Annotated in this window: 23 protein-coding genes and 1 pseudogene; 3 read left to right on the forward strand and 21 right to left on the reverse strand. The window is 68.3% G+C overall.

Features of this window, described 5'->3' with window-relative positions; translation table 11 throughout:
* Nucleotides 1–5 precede the first annotated feature (5 nt).
* From ABE522_RS12075 to rpmB, 4 genes are all read right to left on the reverse strand, one after another.
* On the reverse strand, nt 6–1,436 hold the full coding sequence (locus tag ABE522_RS12075) for an FAD/NAD(P)-binding protein (protein WP_346591911.1): 1,431 nt from the start codon (nt 1,434–1,436) through the stop codon (nt 6–8).
* Between the two features lie 16 nt (nt 1,437–1,452).
* Nucleotides 1,453–2,871 carry a cardiolipin synthase gene (gene cls, locus ABE522_RS12080; protein WP_346591887.1) on the reverse strand — a complete coding sequence of 473 codons (1,419 nt, stop codon included), beginning with the start codon at nt 2,869–2,871 and terminating at the stop codon, nt 1,453–1,455.
* 112 nt (nt 2,872–2,983) lie between these two features.
* The gene (rpmG, locus tag ABE522_RS12085; protein ID WP_182339464.1) at nt 2,984–3,151 is read right to left on the reverse strand and encodes a 50S ribosomal protein L33; all 168 of its coding nucleotides are present in this window, start codon (nt 3,149–3,151) and stop codon (nt 2,984–2,986) included.
* A 10-nt stretch (nt 3,152–3,161) separates the two neighbouring features.
* Nucleotides 3,162–3,398, reverse strand: coding sequence for a 50S ribosomal protein L28 (rpmB, locus tag ABE522_RS12090; protein WP_019185625.1), 237 nt, complete (start codon nt 3,396–3,398; stop codon nt 3,162–3,164).
* A 309-nt stretch (nt 3,399–3,707) separates the two neighbouring features.
* Here rpmB and ABE522_RS12095 point away from each other — a divergent pair, with 309 nt between their 5' ends.
* Nucleotides 3,708–4,985 carry a glycosyltransferase gene (locus ABE522_RS12095; protein ID WP_346591888.1) on the forward strand — a complete coding sequence of 426 codons (1,278 nt, stop codon included), beginning with the start codon at nt 3,708–3,710 and terminating at the stop codon, nt 4,983–4,985.
* Here ABE522_RS12095 and ABE522_RS12100 read toward each other — a convergent pair.
* The 3 genes from ABE522_RS12100 to ABE522_RS12110 are packed head-to-tail and all read right to left on the reverse strand — an operon-like array spanning nt 4,919 to nt 7,085.
* Nucleotides 4,919–5,794: a hypothetical protein gene (locus tag ABE522_RS12100; protein ID WP_346591889.1), complete on the reverse strand. Its 876-nt coding sequence runs from the start codon at nt 5,792–5,794 to the stop codon at nt 4,919–4,921. The two genes, ABE522_RS12095 and ABE522_RS12100, sit on opposite strands and share 67 nt — an antisense overlap.
* Nucleotides 5,791–6,171 carry an AAA family ATPase gene (locus ABE522_RS12105; RefSeq protein ID WP_346591890.1) on the reverse strand — a complete coding sequence of 127 codons (381 nt, stop codon included), beginning with the start codon at nt 6,169–6,171 and terminating at the stop codon, nt 5,791–5,793. Before ABE522_RS12105 ends, ABE522_RS12100 begins: the two co-directional genes overlap by 4 nt.
* The gene (locus ABE522_RS12110) at nt 6,114–7,085 is read right to left on the reverse strand and encodes an AAA family ATPase (RefSeq protein WP_346591891.1); all 972 of its coding nucleotides are present in this window, start codon (nt 7,083–7,085) and stop codon (nt 6,114–6,116) included. The genes ABE522_RS12105 and ABE522_RS12110 overlap by 58 nt, the downstream gene beginning before the upstream one ends.
* Before the next feature lie 148 nt (nt 7,086–7,233).
* Between ABE522_RS12110 and ABE522_RS12115 the strand changes: the two are divergent.
* Nucleotides 7,234–7,365, forward strand: a pseudogene (locus tag ABE522_RS12115) (Rid family hydrolase); the annotation flags it as partial.
* A gap of 125 nt (nt 7,366–7,490) precedes the next feature.
* Here the strand turns inward: ABE522_RS12115 and ABE522_RS12120 are convergent.
* From ABE522_RS12120 to ABE522_RS12180, 13 genes are all read right to left on the reverse strand, one after another.
* A complete protein-coding gene (locus ABE522_RS12120) occupies nt 7,491–10,646 on the reverse strand; it encodes an efflux RND transporter permease subunit (RefSeq protein WP_406846348.1) in 3,156 nt (1,051 codons plus the stop codon).
* Between the two features lie 40 nt (nt 10,647–10,686).
* On the reverse strand, nt 10,687–11,658 hold the full coding sequence (locus ABE522_RS12125) for an efflux RND transporter periplasmic adaptor subunit (protein WP_346591892.1): 972 nt from the start codon (nt 11,656–11,658) through the stop codon (nt 10,687–10,689).
* On the reverse strand, nt 11,655–12,926 hold the full coding sequence (locus ABE522_RS12130; RefSeq protein WP_346591893.1) for a TolC family protein: 1,272 nt from the start codon (nt 12,924–12,926) through the stop codon (nt 11,655–11,657). The genes ABE522_RS12125 and ABE522_RS12130 overlap by 4 nt, the downstream gene beginning before the upstream one ends.
* Nucleotides 12,927–12,985: 59 nt before the next feature.
* A complete protein-coding gene (locus ABE522_RS12135) occupies nt 12,986–13,363 on the reverse strand; it encodes a hypothetical protein (RefSeq protein ID WP_346591894.1) in 378 nt (125 codons plus the stop codon).
* 58 nt (nt 13,364–13,421) lie between these two features.
* The gene (locus ABE522_RS12140; protein WP_346591895.1) at nt 13,422–14,036 is read right to left on the reverse strand and encodes a hypothetical protein; all 615 of its coding nucleotides are present in this window, start codon (nt 14,034–14,036) and stop codon (nt 13,422–13,424) included.
* A 63-nt stretch (nt 14,037–14,099) separates the two neighbouring features.
* On the reverse strand, nt 14,100–15,875 hold the full coding sequence (locus tag ABE522_RS12145; protein WP_406846347.1) for a DUF885 domain-containing protein: 1,776 nt from the start codon (nt 15,873–15,875) through the stop codon (nt 14,100–14,102).
* An 85-nt stretch (nt 15,876–15,960) separates the two neighbouring features.
* Nucleotides 15,961–16,302 carry a lipid-A-disaccharide synthase N-terminal domain-containing protein gene (locus ABE522_RS12150; protein ID WP_346591896.1) on the reverse strand — a complete coding sequence of 114 codons (342 nt, stop codon included), beginning with the start codon at nt 16,300–16,302 and terminating at the stop codon, nt 15,961–15,963.
* Nucleotides 16,302–17,024 carry a glycosyltransferase family 2 protein gene (locus ABE522_RS12155; protein WP_346591897.1) on the reverse strand — a complete coding sequence of 241 codons (723 nt, stop codon included), beginning with the start codon at nt 17,022–17,024 and terminating at the stop codon, nt 16,302–16,304. The genes ABE522_RS12150 and ABE522_RS12155 overlap by 1 nt, the downstream gene beginning before the upstream one ends.
* Before the next feature lie 90 nt (nt 17,025–17,114).
* On the reverse strand, nt 17,115–18,080 hold the full coding sequence (locus ABE522_RS12160) for an NAD-dependent epimerase/dehydratase family protein (protein ID WP_346591898.1): 966 nt from the start codon (nt 18,078–18,080) through the stop codon (nt 17,115–17,117).
* An 8-nt stretch (nt 18,081–18,088) separates the two neighbouring features.
* Nucleotides 18,089–19,015, reverse strand: a complete 927-nt coding sequence (locus ABE522_RS12165) for a ParB/RepB/Spo0J family partition protein (protein WP_406846349.1) — start codon at nt 19,013–19,015, stop codon at nt 18,089–18,091.
* Nucleotides 19,012–19,809 (reverse strand): ParA family protein, encoded by a 798-nt coding sequence (locus ABE522_RS12170; protein ID WP_346591900.1) that lies wholly within the window; start codon nt 19,807–19,809, stop codon nt 19,012–19,014. Before ABE522_RS12170 ends, ABE522_RS12165 begins: the two co-directional genes overlap by 4 nt.
* Before the next feature lie 111 nt (nt 19,810–19,920).
* The gene (gene rsmG, locus ABE522_RS12175) at nt 19,921–20,559 is read right to left on the reverse strand and encodes a 16S rRNA (guanine(527)-N(7))-methyltransferase RsmG (protein WP_346591901.1); all 639 of its coding nucleotides are present in this window, start codon (nt 20,557–20,559) and stop codon (nt 19,921–19,923) included.
* Between the two features lie 38 nt (nt 20,560–20,597).
* Nucleotides 20,598–21,197, reverse strand: coding sequence for a 4'-phosphopantetheinyl transferase family protein (locus ABE522_RS12180; RefSeq protein WP_346591902.1), 600 nt, complete (start codon nt 21,195–21,197; stop codon nt 20,598–20,600).
* 84 nt (nt 21,198–21,281) lie between these two features.
* Here ABE522_RS12180 and ABE522_RS12185 point away from each other — a divergent pair, with 84 nt between their 5' ends.
* Nucleotides 21,282–21,533 carry a GlsB/YeaQ/YmgE family stress response membrane protein gene (locus tag ABE522_RS12185; RefSeq protein WP_346591903.1) on the forward strand — a complete coding sequence of 84 codons (252 nt, stop codon included), beginning with the start codon at nt 21,282–21,284 and terminating at the stop codon, nt 21,531–21,533.
* A gap of 77 nt (nt 21,534–21,610) precedes the next feature.
* Here the strand turns inward: ABE522_RS12185 and xth are convergent, their stop codons facing one another.
* Nucleotides 21,611–22,378 (reverse strand): exodeoxyribonuclease III, encoded by a 768-nt coding sequence (xth, locus tag ABE522_RS12190; RefSeq protein ID WP_346591904.1) that lies wholly within the window; start codon nt 22,376–22,378, stop codon nt 21,611–21,613.
* Between the last annotated feature and the right edge of the window lie 16 nt (nt 22,379–22,394).

Below are 22,394 nucleotides of genomic sequence, written 5' to 3' on the forward strand. Positions count from 1 at the left end.
CCATTTTACGGCATCGCTGCTTCCAGCTCCCGCACCGCGTGGCGTGCCGCATCTTCTGCCTGCTGACGCAGTTCAGGCACGGCCAGGCTCTCCCACAGCGTGCCGATGCGCAGGCTGCCCAGCACGCCGATGGCGCCATGCGCGGTGCCGTCGGCATCGATCAGCCGGTCACCTGCGGCCTCGCTGTCCAGGCCGAGGCCATGCGGCCCCGGGCGCGCGATGCCTTCAGCCAGCAGCTGCCTCAGCAAGGGATTGCGCAGGCCCTCCGCACGCGTCTCCACGCCGGTGGCGTTGACCAGTGCGCCGAGGTCCCACTGCACCGCTGCGCCGTGCGACAAGGCGGTCAGGCGCAGGCCCGTGTCCGTGTCCGTGTCCGTTTCCACGACACCCTGCAGGCGCACACGATGCAACTGCAGGCGGCCATCGGCCAGCGCATCGCGCAGCTGTACATGGACCTCTTCAGCGATTCGGTGCCGGTGCACATCCCAGTGACGTACCACATGGCGCAGGAAGCGCCGCTGGTCAGCCTCATCAAGGGTCTGCCACAGTGCCTTGCCCAGCGGACGGATGCGCTCCATCACGCTCTGCCAGGGAATGCCGTGCGTAGCCGCCTCACGGGCATGCCGGCGCAGCGTGCGCAGCCGGGCGCGCAGGCCCATCGCCAGCAAGGGGTGCGGATCATACGTAGCCGGCGCCCCGTGGGCATGCGGCAACGGCATCAGCGCATGACGCGAAAACACATGCAGCACGCCGCGCTGGCCCGCCGCGAACAACGCCACCACGCTGTCCACCATGCTCAGCCCGGAGCCGATGATGCCGATCGCCTGGTCACCCGCCAGCAGCCGTACGCCGTCGTAGTCCCAGGCTTCGGCGATGCAGTCGTGTGGCAGCGCGTCGGCGCCGGCCAGCGGGATCGGGCGCACGCTGTTGCCGCAGGCCAGCACGACCTGGCGAGCATCGACGACGGTGCCGTCGGCCAGCTGCAGCCGTGCCACGTCGTCCTCCTGGCGCAGCGACAGCACCGCCTGCGCGACCACCTGCAGCTGCACCGGACTGTCCTCGCCCGCTTCGGCCAGGCGCTGGCGCAGGTACGCCGCGTAATGCCGACGCGGCACGAAGCGTCCGGCGAGCGTGGCGTCGTCATCCTGCGGGAAGGCGTCGACCTGGCGCAGGTAGCCGGTGAAATCGGCAGGCTGGTCCGGCAGCGCGCTCATCCGGCCGGCCGGCACGTTGAGCAGGTGCTGCGGTGCCGGCGTGGCATAGGCGATGCCCTCGGCCAGGGTCGAGGCCGGCTCGAACAGCTGGACCTGCAGCGGGGTCGTTGCGTGGCGCAGCAGGTGCAGGGCGGTCAGCGCACCGGCGGCGCCACCGCCGATGATGGCCAGGTCGATGCGGTGCGGAGTCGCTGTATCGTTCATGCGTTGATTGTAGGCGATGGATCGGCCAGCGCCTTTACATCAGCGCATCGGCCAGCCGCGCGATGCCTTCGCGGCTGCGCCGCCAGGTGGGCCGCCTGCGCCACTGCGAAAGCTCCAATGGCCGCGACTGGCGCAGGTAGTCTTCTTCGATATCCAGCAGCTGGCGGACGATTTTCCGGTCATAACAGAGCAGGCCGATTTCGGCATTCAGCGCGAATGACCGGATGTCCAGGTTGATCGATCCCAGCAGCGCGATGTCCTCGTCCACGCTGAGGTGCTTGGCGTGCAGGAAATGCGGCTCGTACAGCGCGATGCGCACGCCGCTGCGCAGCAGTTCATCGTAGTACGCCTCCTGCGCCCACGCGGTCAGCCGTGCATTGCTGGTGGCCGACACGATCAGCTGCACGTCCACCCCGGACAACGCGGCGATGCGCAGGGCGCTCAGCGTAGCCTCGTCGGGCACGAAGTACGGGGTGACCAGCACGATGCGCCGGCGTGCCAGGTGGATCAGCGCGTTGACCGCATCGCGCGCGTTGCTGAAGGGATAAGCCGGGCCGCTGGGCAGCAGCTGGGTGGGCACGTCTTCGCTGCACACCGGCACCTCGGCCATCACGTCCAGCCGCTGGCCGGTCTCCATGTACCAGTCACTGGCGAATACCGCTTCCAGGTGGGCGACCGCCGGGCCGCGCAGGCGCGCGACCAGCTCGCGGTTGGGACGGCCGCGCACGAACGTGGCATCGGCCAGGTTCTGCGAGCCGATGTAACCGACCTTGTTGTCGATGACCGCGATCTTGCGGTGGTTGCGCAGGTCCATGCGCCCGCTGCGGCGCCAGCGCAGGCCGCCGGGCAGCATCGCGCGCACGTCGACGTCGCGGGCCAGCAGGCGCTTGCGGTAAGCGCGCAGGCCGCGCTTGGCACCCACCGCATCGAGCAGCAGCCGGCAGTGCACGCCGCGCGCGGCGGCACGCTGCAGCGCCTCCACGATGGCATCGCCCACGGCATCGTCGAACATCAGGTAATACAACAGGTGGACGCGCTCTTCGGCCTGGTCGATGTCGGCGATCAGGTGGGCCAGCGAATCGTCGTAGCCGGTCAGCAGGTCCAGCGCGTTGCCATGCACCGGCATGAAGTCGCCCTGGCGTTCCACCAGCGGCACCATTTCAGCGACGGTGGTATCCGCATCCGGCTGCCAGCGCAGGGCCGCCTGCAGCGCCTGTTCTTCGCGGATCACCTGCGAGGCTTCGGCCTGGCGACGCAGGCGCTCGCCGGACAGCCACGGATGGCCGAACAGCAGGTACAGCGGCAGGCCCAGCAGGGGCACGAAGCCGACCAGCAACAGCCAGCTGCGGGCGGCGCCCGGGGTGGTGCGGGCGGGGATCCACAACAGGGCGGCCAGCCGGATCAGCCAGTCCAGCAACAGCAGCCATGAGCCCAGCGTCCATTCCAAGAGCATCGCGTTACCCGGCCGGAGGGAGCGTCATTCTTGCACGGTGCCTGTCACGGCCATAAAAAAACCCGCCTCGCGGCGGGTTTCTTCATTCGGGAAGCTCAAGCATCCTGGCGGATTACTTGATCTTGCCTTCCTTGTACGGGACATGCTTGCGCACGACCGGATCGTACTTCAGGAATTCCATCTTCCCGGGGGTGTTCTTCTTGTTCTTGTCCGTCGTGTAGAAGTGGCCGGTACCGGCCGTCGAAATCAGACGGATCTTGTCGCGCTTGCCTGCCATGATCGTTTACTCCTCAGACCTTTTCGCCGCGCGAACGCAGCTCAGCCAGAACGGAGTCGATGCCGTTCTTGTCGATGGTGCGCAGTGCATGCGCGGAAACACGAAGCTTGACCCAGCGGTTTTCGCTGGCGACCCAGAAGCGGCGCTCGTGCAGGTTGGGCAGGAAACGACGACGGGTCTTGTTGTTTGCGTGCGAGACGTTGTTACCCGTCTGCACTCGCTTGCCGGAAACTTGGCATACGCGGGACATTGCGCACCTCGATAAGTTTGTATTGAAAGTCCGGCCAGGGAAGGCCGAGCTTCTGCGGAAGGATCCGCACATGTTGTCAGCCCGTAGCCCGGGCGACGGCGGCCTCGATGGTTTCCCACCACACGTCAAGAGAATCAAAGGGTTACGCTGTCCTAGGCGCACCGGAGGACGTATTCCCGGCACCACCATCCGGGGTTGGCCGGACACAGCGAGCCGCGAATTATGCCGGGAACGGGGCAAACCTGCAAGCGGCTGGGCGCCTGGCGCCGGTTTACGGGGCCCTCGCCTGATCCCTGCTACACAGGCCGCATGAAATTGCTCGCGCTCACCTATGGCACCGAAGGCGACACCCGCCCCCTGACCCTGCTCTGCCGCGGGCTGATCGACGCCGGGCACGAGGTACTGCTGCTCGCCGACGGCGGCACGCTGGGCAGCGCGCGGGCGCTGGACGTGCCGCACGCCGCCCTGCAGGGCGACATCCACGAAGAAGTAGTGGCGCTGCTGTCACGCGGCAACAGCCCACGGGCCGCCAGCAGCGGACTGGCGCGGATGGCGCGGCGGCATGTGGCCGACTGGATGCGCCAGGCCGACCACGCCGCGGCAGGCTGCGATGCGGTGCTGGCCGGCGGGCTGGCCGCCTTCGTCGGCATGAGCGTGGCCGAACGCCACGGCATCCCGGTGATCGGCACCGGCATGATCCCGATCACCCCGACCCGCGCCTTCCCGTCGCCCTTCCTGCCGCCCGGCTGGACGCCGGCACCCCTGAACCGGCTCAGCCACCGGCTGGTCACCCGGCTGATCTGGCAGCAGTTCCGCGCGCCGATCAACCAGGCCCGCCGCGCCGTGCTGGGCCTGCCGCCGGCCAGCACGCCGTGGATCGATGCGCCGATGCTGTACGGCGTGTCGCCCAGCCTGGTGGCCGCGCCCGCGGACTGGCCTGCCGACCATGTGGTGTGCGGCCAGTGGCGCCTGCCCGACAGCACCGGCTGGTCCCCCCCGCCTGCGCTGCAGGCGTTCCTCGACGCCGGCCCACCGCCGGTCTACGTGGGCTTCGGCAGCATGACCGGGTTCGACCGCGACGCCGTACTGTCGGCCCTGCTGCGCATGCTCGAAGGGCGCCGTGTGCTGTTGTCGCCCGGGTGGTCCGGCACGCCGACCGTAGCCCTGCCGGGCACGGTGCACCTGGTGGGCGCGGTGCCGCATGAAGCGCTGTTCCCGCTCACCTCGCTGGTGATCCACCATGGCGGCAGCGGCACAACGCACTCGGCCTGCCGCGCCGGCGTACCGTCGATGGTGATGCCGTTCGCGGCCGATCAGTTCTTCTGGGCCGACCGCCTGCACCGGCTCGGCGTGGCGCCGGCGGCCCTCTCGCCCAAGCGGTTGGACCCCCGGCGATTGTCTGCGGCGCTCGCCTTTGCCGAACAACCGGAAGTACGCATGCGCGCTGCGGCGCTGGGGCGGCAGATGGCGACGGAAGACGGTGTGGCCACCGGCGTGGCGGCCGTGGGGCAGCTGCTCGGTCAGCCTGCAGCCAGCTGCAGCGCGCTGGCGCCGAGCGCGTCCGCACGCGCTCGATCGGACCGGTGAAGCGCGATGAAGTCCCGCGCGCACGCCGCGAATTCCGCTCGATCCGACTGCGCCTGCCCGATCGCCTGGTGCTGCAGTTGCCGCAGGTCTTCCGGCATACCGGGCACCTCCAGGGCGCGCAATGCGAGCCATAGCGCGCCCAGCAGCCGTGCCCGCCGGCTGGTCAGGTCCTGGTGGTTGAGCTGGAAGAATTCGATGGTCACCCGGGCACGCTCATGGTCGCCACCGCGGCGGCGGCGGGGTACGGCCAGTACGCCATCGAAGCGCAGGAGGCGGGCGGGATCGGTATCCAGCGTGCCGAGCGGATACACCAGCAGCGGGTCTTCCGCCCGTGCCGACCGGGGCGTGGACGCGCGCGTGCTGCGCCGGCCACGTACCGGGAAGAAGTCGGCCTTCAGCGTGGAATTGCAGCGCGTGCAGGCAATCACATAGTTCAGCGGATGATAGGCCAGCAGGTAGTAACCACGCGTGCTGGCCCGGCCGACCGCACACGGCGGCACGAAGCCGACGGCGCCCTTGCCGGTGGCGGGTGGCCACGCGCTGACCCTGGATTTCGGCCGGAAGTGCTCCACCTCGTGGACCTTGCTGGCCAGCGCGTGGCCAGCCAGGCGACTCTCGCAGTACGCGCATTTCTCGTGCTGGAGCTTGATGTAGACCTGCTTGATGTCGCCCCAGAATTCGCCGCCTTCCACATAGCGACCCTGGCGACGGTAGTCGGCGGTGCGTTGCCGCGCCCTGTCCAGCCACCGGTGGTCGTGTGCGGTGACCAGCGCATGCAGTTCCGCTTCGGCCACGTGGATGCGGATCATGCCAGGCCCTCCCCCGCGGCGAGCAGCTGCAGATAGGCCACCGCCGCAGCGGCGTCGCCGTGCTGGCTGGCCAGCCGCAGGTGCTCCAGCGAAGCGCCCACGGCCGCCGGCCGGGTGGTGGCCAGGCCGAAGTAAGGGCTGAGCAGCATCTCATCGGCACTGCGGCCGTGCACGCGTTCGGGCAGGCGGCGGCAACCGCTACCCTGCGCGTCCGAGTGATCGAGCACGACCAGGTTTTCCGGCTGCAGCGCACCCACCACCAGCGGGCTGTGGGTGGTCACGATGAACTGCAGTTTCGGCAGTACCTGCGACAGGGTGGTCAGCAGCGAGCGCTGCCATGCCGGGTGCAGGTGCAGGTCGATCTCGTCGACCAGCACCACGCCCTGGTTGTCAGCCAGCCGGCGCCCCGAAGGCCCCCCATGCACAGCTGATGGAGCAGGTCACCGATCCAGCCGATGTAGGCCTGGTAGCCGTCGGACAGTCCGGCGAACGGAAGCTGCACGCCGTCGATCTGGAACCGTGGAGGGTCCTGGGACCGGCCGGATTCCAGTCGGCAACCATCGGGCAGCAAGCGGTTCATCAGCGTGACCACCTGTCGATGACGGCCTGGATTCCCGGTGGCGAACGCAGGCAGCCACGCGGCAAGCGGCACCAGGCCCCGGTTGTCGAACAGGCTGGCGACACGCTCGCGTCGATGCCGGGCCAGTGGCAGCGGTGCCGCAACGGCAGCGGCCTGCGCGTGATCGACCCAGCGCGAGGCGCCATAGGCCACCAGGAAGAACGCGCTGGGCTCGCGTACCTGCTGGATCAGGCGTAGTTCGCGGCCCAGCGCGCTATCCTGCGGGCGCTGCCAATCGATCAGTTCCCTGTCGCCGACGCGCTCGATCCGTGCCTGCATCGGGAGCGTCCGCGGGGCGCTTCCGCGGCCCAGCAGGTCCTGCTCATGCAGGCATAGATCGACGTCGATGCACGCGGCATCTTCGGCAATGCAGGCACTGCCGGCCCCTGCGTCCGGCGGCCTGCGTACCCAGGCGCTACGCTCCAGCGTGGCATCGCGTTCCAGCACCGGTGCCAGCACGCCGAGCGCGATGGCCCGCAACACACTGGATTTCCCCGCGCCGTTGCCACCGAGCAGGACATGCACGTTATGCAACGACCCGGCAGCGTCGTCGGCATGGCGGAAGTCGATCCGTGCGTCTCGGAAAGCACGCAGGTTCTGGATGCGGATGGCTTCTACGTGCACGCTGGCAACCCTGTGTACGCCCGGCCGGGCGATCTGCGTGGCGCGCATGCATCGGCATGTGTGCCCTGCCTGCAGCCTAGGCGGCAGTGGCAGGCGCCAACCAGAGGCAACCCGGTCAGTTCACGGCCGCATCAGCGCCGTCACCCAGTCGATGAATACCCGCAGGCGCTGGCTCACATGCCGGTTGGGCGGAAACGACAGGTCGCCCGAGCCCGGGCTGGAAGCGCAGGTCCGCCGCGCCTTCCAGAATCCGGAGGCGGTGCTGGCGGCAGCCGGCTGCAGCTTCGACGACGTGGTGGACGTGACGGTCTTCATCGTCGACCCGGAGAATTCGAGATCAAGGTGATCGCCAAGCGGCCGACGTAAGCGGGGTGGGTGACGACCGTTGGTCGTCACGCTGTTCCGCTCCACAAGCCGTGACGACCAACGGTCGACCCCCACCAACGCAGGTCGTCAGTGTTCGCGGCGGTGCAGCCAGCGGTACAGCACCGGTAACAGCAGCAGTGTAAGCAGCGTGGAAGACACGATCCCGCCGATCACCACCGTCGCCAGCGGCCGTTGTACTTCCGAGCCGGCACCGACGTTGAAGGCCATCGGCACGAAGCCCAGCGAGGCCACCAGCGCGGTCATCAGCACCGGCCGCAGCCGGCCGAGCGCCCCTTCGCGCACCGCGTCCGACAGCGCCCGTCCCTGCCCGCGCAACTGTCTTATGAAGCTGATCATCACCAGGCCGTTGAGCACCGCAACGCCGGACAGCGCGATGAAACCCACCCCGGCGGAGATCGACAGCGGCATGCCGCGCAGGGCAAGCGCCAGCACGCCGCCGGTCAATGCCAGTGGCACCCCGCTGAACACCACCAGCGCATCGCGACCGGAACCAAAGGCCCAGAACAGCAGCGCGAAGATCAGCACCAGCGTGACCGGCACCACCACCGCCAGGCGCCGGCTGGCCGAGATCAGCTGTTCGAAACTGCCGCCGTAGTCGATCCAGTAACCATCGGGAACCACCACCTGCGCGCCCACCGCCGACTGCAGTTCGGCGACGAAACCGCCGAGATCGCGGTCACGCACGTTGGCGGTGACCACGATGCGACGCTTGCCATTGTCCCGGTTGACCTGGTTCGGCCCTTCGCTGGTTTCGATCCGCGCCAGTTCACGCAGCGGTACGCTGCGCGGTCCGCCACTGGCCGCGCTGTCGCCACGGCTCAGCTCGTCGGCGTTGCCGTTGGCCAGCGCAGGCTCCAGTGACACCGGCAGGTCCGCCAGCGCCGCCGGATCCCGACGCAGGGCTTCGGGCAGGCGCACCACGATGTCGAAGCGGCGATCGCCTTCGAACAGTTGTCCTGCCACGGTGCCGCCCACCGCGGTGGCCACGGTGGATTGCACCTGGCCCGGATTGAGCCCATACCCCGCCAACGCCTCGCGGTCCGGCCGCACCGTCAGCAGCGGCAGCCCGCTGGTTTCCTCCAGCCGCACGTCGGCGGCGCCGGCTACGCCGGAAACCACCTGCTCCACGCGCCGGCCCACCTGCACCAGCCTGTCCAGGTCATCGCCGTACACCACCACGGCCACGTCGGCGCGCACCCCGGAAATCAGCTCGTTCATGCGCATCTGGATCGGCTGGGTGAACTCGTAGTTGTTGCCCGGCAGCTGCTCCACCGCCGCTTCCAGCTCGGCCAGCAGCAGGCTGCGGGGCTTGCGCGGATCGGGCCAGTCGCGGCGGTCCTTCATCATCACGAAGGTGTCGGCCACCGACGGCGGCATCGGGTCCGATGCCACTTCCGGCGTGCCGATCTTGGAGAATACCTTGGCCACTTCTGGCACCTGCAGCAGGCGGGCTTCAATCTGCACCTGCATCCGCACCGACTGGCCCAGGCTGGTGCCTGGGATGCGCATGGCATGCATCGCCACGTCGCCTTCATCCAGGCTGGGAACGAACTCGCTGCCCAGCCGGGTGGCCAGCAGGCCACAGCCCAGTACCAACGCCAGCGCGGCGGTCACCGCCCAGTACCCACGCTGCAGCACGACGCCCAGCAGCGGCTGGTAGCGCCGGCGCAGCCAGGCCATGACGCGGTTTTCCTTTTCCTGTACGCGCCCACCCAGGAACAGCGCGATGGCGGCCGGCACGAAGGTCAGGCACAGCAGCATCGCGCCGGTCAGCGCCAGCACCACGGTGATCGCCATCGGGTGGAACATCTTTCCTTCCACCCCGGTCAGCGCGAAGATCGGCAGGTAGACCGCGGTGATGATGCCCAGGCCGAACAGGCTGGGACGGATCACTTCGGCGGTCGCGCTGGCGGTTTCGGCGAAGCGCTCGGCGGCGCTCATGTCGCGTCCCAGCGCATGCTGGCGCTCACCGAAGCGGCGCAGGCAGTTTTCGATGATGATCACCGCGCCATCGACGATCAGGCCGAAGTCCAGTGCACCCAGGCTCATAAGGTTGGCCGATACCCCCCCGCGTGCCATGCCGGTCAGGGTGAACAGCATGGCCAGTGGAATCACCGCCGCGGTGATCAGCGCCGCACGCACGTTGCCGAGCAGCAGGAACAGCACCACCACCACCAGCAGCGCGCCTTCCAGCAGGTTCCGGGCCACGGTGGTGATGGTGCGCTCAACCAGCGCGGTCCGGTCATAGCTGGCGGTGGCGGTGACTCCTTCCGGCAGGCTGCGCTGTGCCTGCGCCAGTTTCGCGGCAGCCGCCCGGGCCACGTCGCGGCTGTTCGCACCGACCAGCATCACCACCGTGCCCATCACCACTTCGTGGCCGTCCTGGGTGGCCGCGCCGCTGCGCAGCTCGGCGCCTTCGGCGACCTCGGCCACGTCGTGCACATGGATCGGCACGCCTTCGCGGCGGTCCAGCACGATGTTGCCGATCTCTTCCAGGTTGGCCACCTGGCCGGGTACGCGCACCAGGAACTGCTGCCCGTTGCGCTCGATATAGCCGGCGCCCACGTTCTGGTTGTTGGCTTCCACCGCAGCCACCACATCCTCGAGCGTGAAGCCCAGCGCGCGCAACCGTGCCGGGTCCGGGGTGATATGGACCTGGCGCTGGAAGCCGCCGATGGTGTTGACCTCGGTGACCCCGGGCACGGTGCGCAGCTGCGGTCGGATCACCCAGTCCTGCAGGGTGCGCAGGTCGGTGGCGGTGTAGGCCGTGCCGTCGGGCTTGCGTGCACCGGGCGCGGCGTCGACGGTGTACATGAAGATCTCGCCGAGGCCGGTGGTGATCGGCCCAAGCTGGGGATCCAGTCCGGCAGGCAGCTGCGAACGTACCTGCTGCAGGCGTTCGGCCACCTGCTGGCGGGCGAAGTACAGGTCGGTGCCGTCGTCGAACACCACGGTCACCTGCGACAGCCCATAGCGCGACAGCGAACGCACCTGCGCCAATGCCGGCAGCCCGGCCATCGCGGTTTCCACCGCGTAGGTGATCCGTTGTTCGCTCTCCAGCGGCGAATACCCCGGTGCCGCGGTATTGATCTGCACCTGTACGTTGGTGATGTCCGGCGTGGCATCGATGGGCAGCCGGCCGAAGCTCCAGGTGCCTACCAGCACCAGCACCGCGGTCAGCGCCATCATCAGCCATCGATGGGCGATGGCGCCGCCGATCATGCGTTCCAGCAGGCCCGGTCGGGCACGGTCGCCTCGCGGTTCAGTGCTCATGCGCGGCCCCCGCCTTGCCGATGTCGGCCTTCACCGTATAGCTCTGTTCCACCACGACCTGCTCACCGGCCTGCAGGCCGCCGGTGACCGCGACCTGGCGTGCATCGCGTGCACCCAGCTGGACCACCCGTGCGTGGTAGCTGTCGCCTTCGCGGACGAATACCACGTCCTTGCCGTCCAGCGTCTGCAGAGCCGTCAGCGGCACCGCGATGGCCGCCGGGGTGCTGGCCACCACGATGCGCGCGCGCACTGCGGCACCTGGCCGCCACAGGCCATCGGTGTTGTCGATGGTGGCCCGGGCAACGGTGCTCTGGCTGGCCGTCGCCGTGCCGGGCAGCACACGTTCCAGGGTCACCGTCTGCGCGACGCCGTCGGTCATGCGGGTGATGGTGACCGGCACGCCCGCGGTGATGTGCTGGGTGTCGGAACCGAAGATGTGCAGGTCCACCCACAGCTGTGACAGGTCACCGATGTCGAACAGCACCTGGCCTTCGGCCGCCACCGCGCCCAGTTGCACCTGCCGCGACAGCACCACGCCGGAGATCGGCGCGGCGATGTTGTAGGTGGTCAGGCTGAGGTTGCTCTCGATGCTGGCCAGCGGTTGGCCGGCACGCACGCGGTCACCGACATTGGCGCGCAGCGCGCGCACCGGCCCCGGGAAGCGCGCGGTGACCTGCGCGCTGCGGCCGTCGACCGGTGCCAGCAGACCCTGCACTTCGTGCTCATCGGCGATGGTGCCCGGACCCGCTGCTGCGCTGACGATGCCGGCGGCACGCGCCTGTGCATCGGCGATACGGGTGCTGTCAGCAGGCGCTTCGTCATCATCGTGCGCTTCGTCTTCGGCGTGGGCGTGCGTGTCTTCGGTGCCGTGCTGCTCTGCCTTGTCACCACAGCCTGCCAGCAGGGCGGACAGCAACAGGATCGCGAGCATGCGGCGCGGTGCCACGAGGGAGTGGGTCATGGTGACGTCCCTTGGATCGCGTTGGCGACCAGTGACTGCCCGGTCAGGCGTTGGATTTCGATCAGCGCGATCTGTGCGGACACCGCCGCATCCAGTTGGCGTCGCCGCGCTTCGATGCGCATCGCCTGCAGCTGCGCCCATTCCAGGTAACTGATGGCACCTGCACGCCATGCGGTTTCAGCGGCCTTTTCGGCGCGGCGCAGCTGCGGCAGCACGTCGCGGTCCATGCGGGTGACTTCCAGCCGGGCGGTGTCGTACCGCCCGTGTGCTTCGGCCAGGGTCGCGTGCAGCTGCAGCGCGCGCGCCTGCCGCTCCACCGCACTCATTTCCAGTTCGCTGCGTGCGGCACGCAGCTCCGGATCGGCACGCCGTGCGTTGCCCAGCGCCACGCTGAAGCCCCCCACCAACGACGAATCGCCGCTGGCGCGGTCATTGCGCACCCCGAACTGCCAGGACACATCGCCGCGCTGCTGGCTGCTGGCCAGCTGCAACTGCGCTGCGCGGACGCGCTGCTCGCCGGCGATCAGCGCCAGCTCCGGTGTCCGCTCGAGCAGGTCGGCCAGCTGGCTGAAGTCCTGCAGGGCCGGCAACTGCAGCGGGTCACCGGTGGCCACGTCGAAGTCCACCTGGCGTGCATTCCACAGGGCAGCCAGCGACAACCGTGCCGCCCTGCCCTCCTGCAGCGCACGGTCCCGGTCCAGCTCGGCCTGGGCCAGCGCCGCCTGCGCGGTCATCAACGTGGACGCTGGCGAGGCACCGGCGGTGAGCCGCTGCCGCGCTGCGTCCACTGCGCGACGGCGCTGCTCGATATCGTCCCGTGCGATGTACTGGCGGCCGGCGGCCACCGTGATGGCCAGATAGCGACGCGCCACCTCGGCCATCATGTCCAGCCGGATGATCTCGCGCTGCGGTGCCAGCGCATCGATGTTAGCGTGGGCTACCGCGCGTCGCGCGTCCAGCTTGCCGCCCCGTTCCAGCACGCCGGCCAGCGACACGGTGGTTTCGAGCGCCTGCATGCCACGGCTGTCGCCGCTGCCGAGCGCGTTTTCAACGTCCACGCCGAACAGCAGCGGCGGGGCCATGCCGGCGGCGTCGAAGCGGGCGCGTGCGGCCTGCTGCTGCAACGGGAACAGGCGCAGGTCGGGGTGGGTGCGCGCAACACGGTCAACGGCCGCATCCAGCGTCAACGGGACAGGGGGCAACGTCACCTGTGCGCCTGCACACGGTGCCATCGCCAGGGCCGCAAGCGCGGCCAGGCGTTTCCACATGGGGTTTCTCCAGCAATCTCAGGACAGGATCGGTTCGTCCGCTGGGTGCGGACCGCGGATCAGGCCTGGATCGGGGGCCGCAGCGGGCTGTCCTGCGGCGCAGGGCGCCATGTCGGGTCGTGCGGGGCGTGGCTCATGCCGGCGGGCGCTGTGATCAGCTCCCAGCCTGCGTAGGCAAAGGGCAGCACGCCACCCTGGCCATGACAGTGGCCGCAGTGCACGAGTGCATGCAGCAGGCGCGCGCCGGTATCGTCGTCATCGTGGCCGGTCTCGATTTCTGCATCGCCATGCGGCACCGCGGGGTGATCGGCATGCGACAGCTCGTGCAGGTCACCCAGCGCCGACGCCAACGCGCCACCCGCCGTGCCAAGCGCCACCACCACCAGCATCAGCAGGCGGAGCAGGAACAGCGGACGGCGGCGGGCGGTGCGGATCATCGATGGCAGGGTAGCGGCCACAGGGCGCGTTACACAATCGCAGCGCGCCATGCTGGCGCTAGAGAGGGTTGATGTCCAGATCGCGCAGGGACGCATCGGCGACGTCGTGCATTCCGGTTGGCAAGGCAGCTTTCAGCGCGTCCAGGGTGTCGAAGTGCCTGCCGCGTACGCCGTTCCAGCCGCTGTTCGCGGTATCGGCGACGTGCAGCCGCCATCCCCTGGCCGAATGCTCCAACGCGGTCCGCACCAGCTGCGGTGTCCGCTTCGAGTGATGCACCAGCATGAAGGCGCCCTGCTCCGCCTGCCGTATGGCATAGCGGCCGGGCTGCTCGAACTGCGTACACAAGACCCGATAGGCTTCGTGGATCCGCAGACGCTCCACATCGAAGTTGACGACCCAGTCCGGATTGTTGAGGTAACCGCGATACCGGTCGTAGTCACTGTCGATCACAGCACGCTCGTGGGCACTCAGCAGGTTGTCGATGCCAGGCGGGGCAAGGGCGCCGTAGCACGGCATCCCGGCCTTGAGCGTGACCTCGTCGTGGACGGGCGCGTTGCGCACCTCCACCGGCACGGCGCCTGCAGGCAGCGTCGACCCTTGGGCGGGTACCGACGCACTGCTGCGCGTCGTGACGGGAATCGTGGCCGGGCTGTGGTTTACGGGTTGGAGCATGCGGCAGGCCTGTCTGTTGGACCCGACAAGCCTGCCGCAACGCAGGATTCCCGCTACCAGCAATCAGTCTTTGCGCCGTTCGGCGATGAATGCCTGGATCTGTTGCTCCAGCACCGGCAGCGGCACCGAGCCCTGCTGCAGCACCGCGTCATGGAAGGCCTTGATGTCGAACTGGTCGCCGAGCTCCTTTTCCGCCTGCGCGCGCAGTCGCACGATGGCGATCTCGCCGAGCTTGTAGCTCAGCGCCTGGCCCGGCCAGGAGATGTAGCGATCCACTTCGGTGGTGACTTCGTGTTCGCTCAGCGCGGTGTGGTCGCGCAGGTAGGCCAGTGCCTGCTCGCGGCTCCAGCCCTTGCTGTGCACGCCGGTATCGATCACCAGCCGCGCCGCACGCCACATTTCGTAGGTCAGTCGACCGAAGTCTTCGTACGGGGTCTCGTAGATGCCCATCTCCACGCCGAGCTTTTCGCAGTACAGGCCCCAGCCTTCGCCGTAGGCAGAGATGTAGCTGTTGCGACGGAACTCCGGCAGTCCGCCCTGCTCGGCCGCCAGCGCGCCCTGCAGCGCATGCCCCGGATCGGACTCGTGCAGGGTCAGCGCGGGCAGGTTGTACAGCGGGCGCGCGGGCAGGTTGTAGGTGTTGAGCCAATAGGTGCCCATGCCGCCGCGGCCTGCGGTCCAGAACGGGGCGATGTCCGGCGGCACCGGCACGATGGTGAAGCGCGCGCGCGGCAACGTCATGTACCTGCCGATCACCCCGTCCACGCGCTTGGAGATCCACGCCGCGCGATGCAGCAGCTCATCGGGGGTCTTCGCGTAGAACTGCGGGTCGGTGCGCAGGAAGGTCAGGAACTCACCGAAGCTGCCCTTGAAGCCGACCTGCTTGATGATGGCGTGCATCTCGGCCTGGATGCGTGCCACCTCGGCCAGGCCGATGGCGTGGATCTCATCCGGCCCCAGGTCCAGGGTGGTGTATTCGTGGATCTGCTGCTTGTAGAACGCCTTCCCGTCCGGCATCGCCTCGGCGGCGAGGGTGGTGCGCGCCTTCGGCACGTACTCCTGCAGGAAGAAGCTGCGCAGCTGCTGGAAGGCCGGAATGACCTTGCCGCTGATCGCTTCCCGCGCCTGCGCCTGCAGCTGCGCCTGCTCGGCGGCCGGGATGCTGGACGGCAGCTTCTTGAACGGTGCGTACAGCGGCGACCGGGTCGGATCGGTGAGGTCGGCGACATTGGAGATCGCCACTTCGCGGCCATCCAGCACCGCCCGCGGCACGCTGAAGCCACGCGCCAGGCCGGCACGCATGTTGTCGGTCTGCTGGGTGAAGTAACGCGGCACGTCGTTGAGTCGCGCGATGTAGTTGCGATGGTCCTGCGCGGTCTTCATCTCGCGACGGGCCATGAAGGACAGGTTCGACCAGAACGAAGAGTCCGAATTGAACGGCATCTCATAGGTGCGCAGGCGCACGTCCTGGGCCAGGTTGAACACCTGGTCGCGATAGATCGCCAGGTTGACCTGGTTGACCGCCGACAAGGCCTTGGCATCCAGCCCATCCAGCTGCTTCAGCACGCCGTCCCAGACCGCAAGCCGTGCCTGTTGTGCGGCCGGGCCGACATCGGGCATGCGCGCAGCGCTTTCCGGCGCGTCACCGTCCTCGCTGGCCTCGCCTCCGCCGGCCTGCCGCCACGCCCATTCCTTCTCGTAGATCGCACGGAAGGCAGCGTCGGCAGCGCTCTCGTTGGCAACGTTGGCCGGCGCCGCCGTGGCGACCGGCGGGGCCGCATGGACAAGCGCGGGAGCAGACAAGGCGAACAGCAGGGCAACGGCGAGGCGGGTTTTCACGAGCGCAGGATTCCCGGGGGAGGCAGGCCTTCGATGATGGCACCGATGGTCGTCGGCGACATGGGTCGAACGTCCTGCCTGCTGCCTAATCCGCGGCCTTGTCGCGCTTCCAGCCGCGGTGGGCGATGTCCAGCTTCAGGCTGTACAGCGCGGTAAAGGCCGGGAACAGGTTCTGCAGCACGCCGACCGAATCCTGTTTCGCTGAAAACAGGAAGTAGCTCAGCGTCATCAGGCTGCCGACCACGCTCATGTACCAGAACAACCGCGGGATCACCGGCTTGCCGGCGCGTCGCGAAGCCACGAACTGCACCAGCCAGCGGCCACCGAACATCAGCGCGCCGGTGTAGCCGATCAGCTTCCAGCCAGTGACATGCAGCCCGGTCCAGTACAACCAGGTCAGCGGCTGGTCGAGCAGCGGCACGTCCATCAGCGCTCTTCCACGGCGGTGCGGCGGCTGCGCGTGATCAACCAGGCCACCCCGCGCAGGTCGCGCAGGCCGACCAGCCCTCGCTGCAGGTTGTTGTACTTGGACACGCCCGCCGTACGCGGACGGTGGTTGACCGGCACGCATTGCGTCGCCCAGCCGGCCCGTTGCATCAGCGCGGGCAGGTAACGGTGCATGTGGTCGAAATAGGGCAGGTCCAGGAACGCCTCGCGTTCGAACAGCTTGATGCCACAGCCGGTATCGGGGGTGGCGTCGTGCAGCACGCGTGCGCGGATCGCGTTGGCCCAACGGCTGGCCCAGCGCTTGCTGCCACTGTCCTTGCGGTTGACGCGCCAGCCAGCGAACAGCTTGACCTGGGCATCGGCCGCCATGCGGGCGTGGAGCAGTTTCGGAATATCGGCGGGATCATTCTGGCCGTCGCCGTCCAGCGTGGCGATCCACGCGCCGCGGGCATGCTTGACGCCGGTGCGCACCGCCGTGCTCTGGCCGCTCTGGCTGGCGTGGTGCAGCACCCGCAGCTCCGGCGTGGTGGCTTTCAGGGCCTGCAGCACGGCGAGCGTGTCGTCGCGGGAGTGGTCGTCGACGTAGACGATCTCAAACGCCGTGCGCCCGCGCAATGCCGCCGTGATTTCAGCGACCAGCGGAGCGACATTGTCACGCTCGTTGAACACCGGGACGACGACGGATAGCTCAGGATGACTCATCGGGAACTCGGCCAAGGGGGGAACAAACAGCGCGCATTCTCCGCAGCCGAGGTTATCCGAAGATGAACCTGGTTGCCCAGCAGCCCCGCTTCAGGCGCGTTCGCCGAAATAGTCCCGGCACCAGGCCACCACCGGTGGCAGGCCCTGTTCGATCGGCAGCGACGGCGAGTAGCCGAATGCGTCAAGGGCACGTCGGGTATCGGCCATCGTGCGTACCATGTCGCCCGCCTGCATCGGCTTGTAGACCTTGCACGCAGGGCGACCGGCGGCGTGCTCGATCACTTCGATGAAGCGCTCCAGTTCCACCGGGGTGTGGTTGCCCAGGTTGAACACACGGTGCGGTACCGGCTCGTTGCTGGAATGCGCGAGCGCGCCCAGTATGCCGGCCACGATGTCGGAAACATGTGTGAAATCCCGCTGCATCCGGCCCTCGTTGAACACCTCGATGGGGCGCCCGGCCAGCACCGCGCGCGCGAACAGCAGCGGCGCCATGTCCGGCCGCCCCCACGGGCCGTACACGGTGAAGAAGCGCAGCCCCGTGGCCCGCAGGCCATACAACTGCGCATAGCTGTAGGCCATCAGTTCGTTGGCGACCTTGGTGGCCGCGTACAACGAGCGCGGCTGGTCCACGCGCTGGTCTTCGGAAAACGGCGGGGTGGCCGAATCGCCGTATACCGAACTGCTGCTGGCGTAGACCAGGTGCCCCACGCCGTGACGGCGGCAGCCCTCCAGGATGTTGACGAAACCGCTGAGGTTGCTGTCGACGTAGGCCTGCGGATTTTGCAGCGAATAGCGTACGCCGGCCTGTGCCGCCAGATGGATGACGGCACGCGGCTGCAGCTGTTCGAACAGCGCCTCCAGTCCGTCGCGGTCGGTCAGGTCCAGGGCGTGCAGATCCAGCTGCGGGCATAACGCGGCCACGCGGTCACGCTTGAGCTGCGGATCGTAATAGCAGTTGAAGTTGTCCAGTCCGACCACCCGCTGGCCGGACTGCAGCAGGGCCTGCGCGGTATAGGCGCCGATGAATCCCGCAGCACCGGTGAGCAGGGTCGTCATGCCGTGGCTCAGCCGCGCTGGGCCCGCAGCCGTTCCAGCACGCCATCCAGCGTGTCCAGATCGGTGTAGTGGATGACCAGCTTGCCCTTGCCGCCGCGGCCGTGGTTGATCGCCACCTTGGCCCCCAGTGATTCGCTCAGCTCGGTTTCCAGCGAGGCGATATCCGCCTGCGGCGCGGTGCGCGGGGCGGGCTGCGGGCGGGTGCCCGGCACCTTGCCAGCGGCGAAGGCCTGCGCGCGGCGCTCCACTTCACGCACCGACCAGCCTTCGTCGGCCGCTTCCTGGGCCAGCTTGCTGGCCAGTTCCGGCGCCAGCGTCAGCAGCGCGCGGGCGTGCCCCATCTCCAGCCGGCGGGATTCCAGCAACACGCGGATCGCGATCGGCAGTTCCAGCAGGCGCAGCAGGTTGGACACCGATGCACGCGAGCGGCCGACGGCCTCGGCCGCTTCGGCGTGGGTCAGGGTGAACTCGCTGATCAGCCGATGCAGTGCCTCGGCTTCTTCCAGCGGGTTGAGGTCTTCGCGCTGGATGTTCTCGATCAGCGCCATCGCGATGACGGTGCGGTCTTCCAGTTCGCGCACCACCACCGGTATTTCGTCCAGCCCGGCCAGCTGCGATGCGCGCCAGCGGCGTTCACCGGCGACGATTTCGTACGTGCCGCCCGGCAGCTGCCGCGCCAGGATCGGCTGGATCACGCCCTGCGAACGGATGGAATCGGCCAGCTCGGCGAGCTTGGCCTGGTCCATCTCGCGCCGCGGCTGGTACTTGCCCGGCTGCAGCTGGCCGATCGGCAGCCTGCGAAGCACTTCACCGGGCAGCGGTTCGATCACCGCGGTGGCCTGCACCTGGCTCACCGATGCCTTCGGACCCAGCAGGGCGTCCAGGCCGCGGCCGAGGCCTCGCTTCTTCCCTGCGGCGGGCTTGGTGGTCATCAGGCAGTCTCCACGGCCTTGGCGGCCTTGTTGCGATCGTTGTTGCGACGGATGATCTCGCCGGCCAGGCCGAGGTAGGCCACGCCACCGCGCGAGCCACGGTCGTAGCCGACGATGCTCTGGCCATGGCTGGGCGCTTCGGCCAGGCGCACGTTGCGCGGCACGATGGTGCGGAACACCAGGTCGCCGAAGTGTTCGGTGAGCTCGCCGGACACCGCGTTGGCCAGGTTGTTGCGTACATCGAACATGGTGCGCAGCACGCCTTCGATTTCCAGCGCCGGATTGAGGTTGCCGCGCAGCGCTTCGATGGTTTCCACCAACGCGCTCAGTCCCTCCAGTGCGTAGTACTCGCACTGCATCGGCACCAGTACCGAATCGGCGGCGGCCAGCGCGTTCAGGGTCAGCAGCGAAAGCGCCGGCGGACAATCGATCAGGATGTAATCGTACTCATCGCGGATCGGCGCCAGGGCGCGCTTCAGGCGCTGCTCGCGTTCGCCCTGGCCCATCAGCTGGATCTCGGCAGCGGTCAGGTCGATGTTGCCGGGCAGCAGGTCATAGCCTTCGGCCGACTTCACCCGGACTTCCGCCGCGGTGCTTTCGCCCAGCAGCAGGTCATAGGTGGACGAGGCCAGGTCGCGCTTTTCCACGCCGCTGCCCATCGTCGCGTTGCCCTGCGAATCCAGGTCCACCAGCAGGACGCGCTTGGGGGCGTGGGCCAGGGCGGCGGACAGGTTGACGGCGGTCGTGGTCTTGCCGACGCCACCCTTCTGGTTGGCGATGGCGATGATGCGGGCCATGCGGGTGAGCCTCGTCGACGGTTGCTGGGGCTGGTCATTATGCGTACAACCGGCCCCGGGCGGAAATCGGGGTGCACCAGGACCCTGATGGACCAGGACCGGCACCGCCGTTCAAGGACCGGTAATGGTCACCAGGTGGCGCTCGCCGGACAGCCCGGGAACCCGCAGCGGCACCACTTCGCGCACGCGCCAGCCCGCCGGCAGTGCGGCGATTTCATCGTGCGGGTGGATGCCCTTCATGGCCAGCAGCACCCCGCCCGGTCGCAGCAGGTGGCCGCCGACGCGCACGATGCCTTCCAGCGTATCCATCGCACGCGCGGTGATCTGGTCGTACTGGCCGGGCTCGTCCAGTGCTTCGGCACGCGATTCGGCGACCCGTGCATTGCCCAGCTGCAGTTGGCGCACCGCTTCGCGCATGAAGCGCGCCTTCTTGCCGTTGCTTTCCACCAGGGTGACCTGCAGGCCAGGACAGGCGATGGCCAGCGGAATGCCGGGCAGCCCCGGACCGGTGCCGAGGTCGGCCAGCGTGCCATCGGCCACGTGCGGCTGCATCGCCAGCGAATCCAGCAGATGGCGGGTGACCATCTCCTGCGGATCGCGCACGGCGGTGAGGTTGTAGGTCTGGTTCCAGCGGTGCAGCAGGGCCAGGTAACGCAGCAGCGGCGGCGCCAGCGCGGCGGCCAGGCCCATGTCGGCCAGGCCACGCTGCAGCGTGTCGGCGACGGCGGGCGGAAGATTGTGTTCGCTCATGCCGGCATTATCGCCGGTTTCACCGGCCCACGAACGCGTCAGGCCGCGTGCCAGGCCAGCGCGGCGCGGAAATCGGCGCGCGCCTGCCACTCATGCAGGTGCCAGCGCGCGGCCGGGCCGAGCGCCGCATCGCACCAGTGCAGCTGCAGGCTGCCGTCGCGCGCGGGGGCGAACTGCAGGCGATGCAGGCCGAAGGAGATGCCCTGCCCGTCCGCCTTCAGCATGGCCTCCTTGGCACACCAGACACGGAAGAACCAATGTTCGCGATCCGCCTCGGACAGGCTTTCCAGCCATTCGATTTCCGCCGGATGGAAAAAGCGGCGAACGATTTCCAGCAGGCGCGGCCGTGGACGCAGCAGTTCCAGGTCCACCCCCAGCCGCACGCCTTCGCCCAGCGCCACCAGCAGCAGCTCGCCGCTGTGGCTCCAGCCGGTGCCGTAGCCGGACAACGCAGCAGACAGCTCCGGCCGGCCACGCGGATCACGGACCAGCGGCAGCGCCAGCGGATCGCCGCCCAACGCCTCGGCCAGCACCTGCCGGGCCTGCGGTTCGCCGCGGTGTCCCGGCACGTGGGGGCGGCGCCATACCGTCACCGGACCGAACTGCCACGGGCCTTCGGGAGAAGCCGGCAGGGTCACGTCGCGTGCCTGTCAGTACGGCTGCACAAGCGGTTCACGGCCGGGCGCGTCAACTGGAGGCCCTTGTGACGTGGAGGTGTGGCGATGGGCATCATCATCTGGTTGATCGTAGGCGGCATCGTGGGCTGGCTGGCCAGCATCATCATGAGGCGCGATGGCCAGCAGGGCATCATCCTCAATGTGGTGGTCGGCATCGTCGGCGCGCTCATTGCCGGTTTTCTGTTCGGTGGTGGAATCAACGACGCGATCACGCTGCGCACCTTCCTGTACTCGCTGATCGGCGCGGTGATCCTGCTGGCGATCGTCAACCTGTTCACCCGCAAGAGCATACGGTAACGCGGCGGTAGCGCCGTCGGCCGCTGGCCGGCAGACGCATCAGGACGGAGCCCGGTCATCGCCGGGCTCCGTTGTTTTCAGCCCAGCTCCACCCACGCCGGAGCGTGGTCGCTGGGGCGCTCCCAGGTCCGCGGTTCGCGATCAATGCCCGATGCCACCGCCGACGCCTTCAGGGCGTCCGATACGAGGGTGAGGTCGATGCGCAGTCCGAGGTTGCGGCGGAAACCGGCGGCGCGGTAATCCCACCAGCTGAACACCCCGCCCTCCTCGCTGTGCAGGCGGAAGGCGTCGTGCAGGCCGAGCTGCAACAGCTTGTTCAGTGCCCCGCGCTCGGCGGTGGAGGTCAGGATGTGGTTTTCGTTCCAGACCAGCGGGTCGTTGACGTCGCGCTCGTCGGGGGCGATGTTGAAATCCCCCATCACGATCAGCTTCGGGTAGCGCTGCAGTTCACTGGCGATCCAGGCGTGCACCGCCTCCAGCCAACGCAGTTTGTAGGCGTACTTGTCCGTGCCCACGTCCTGGCCGTTGACCACGTACAGGTTGATCACCCGCAGGTCGCCAAACGTACCGGCGATGACGCGCTTCTGCTCGTCCTCGAAGCCGGGGATGCCGATCTGTACGTCCTGCGCTGGCTCGCGCGACAGCAGCGCCACGCCGTTGTAGGTCTTCTGGCCAGCGAATACGCTGCGGTAACCGGCGGCGACCAGCGCCGAATCCGGGAACTTGTGGTCTTCCAGCTTGGTTTCCTGGATGCCGACGATATCCGGGCCGAAGTCCTTGAGCCACTGCTCCAGGTGCGGCAGGCGGACGTTGAGGGAATTGACGTTCCACGAGGCGATTTTCATGGCGGGGATTGTAGCC

It is taken from the genome of Stenotrophomonas lacuserhaii, from assembly GCF_039674585.1.
GTDB classification, from domain to species: domain Bacteria; phylum Pseudomonadota; class Gammaproteobacteria; order Xanthomonadales; family Xanthomonadaceae; genus Stenotrophomonas; species Stenotrophomonas pennii_A.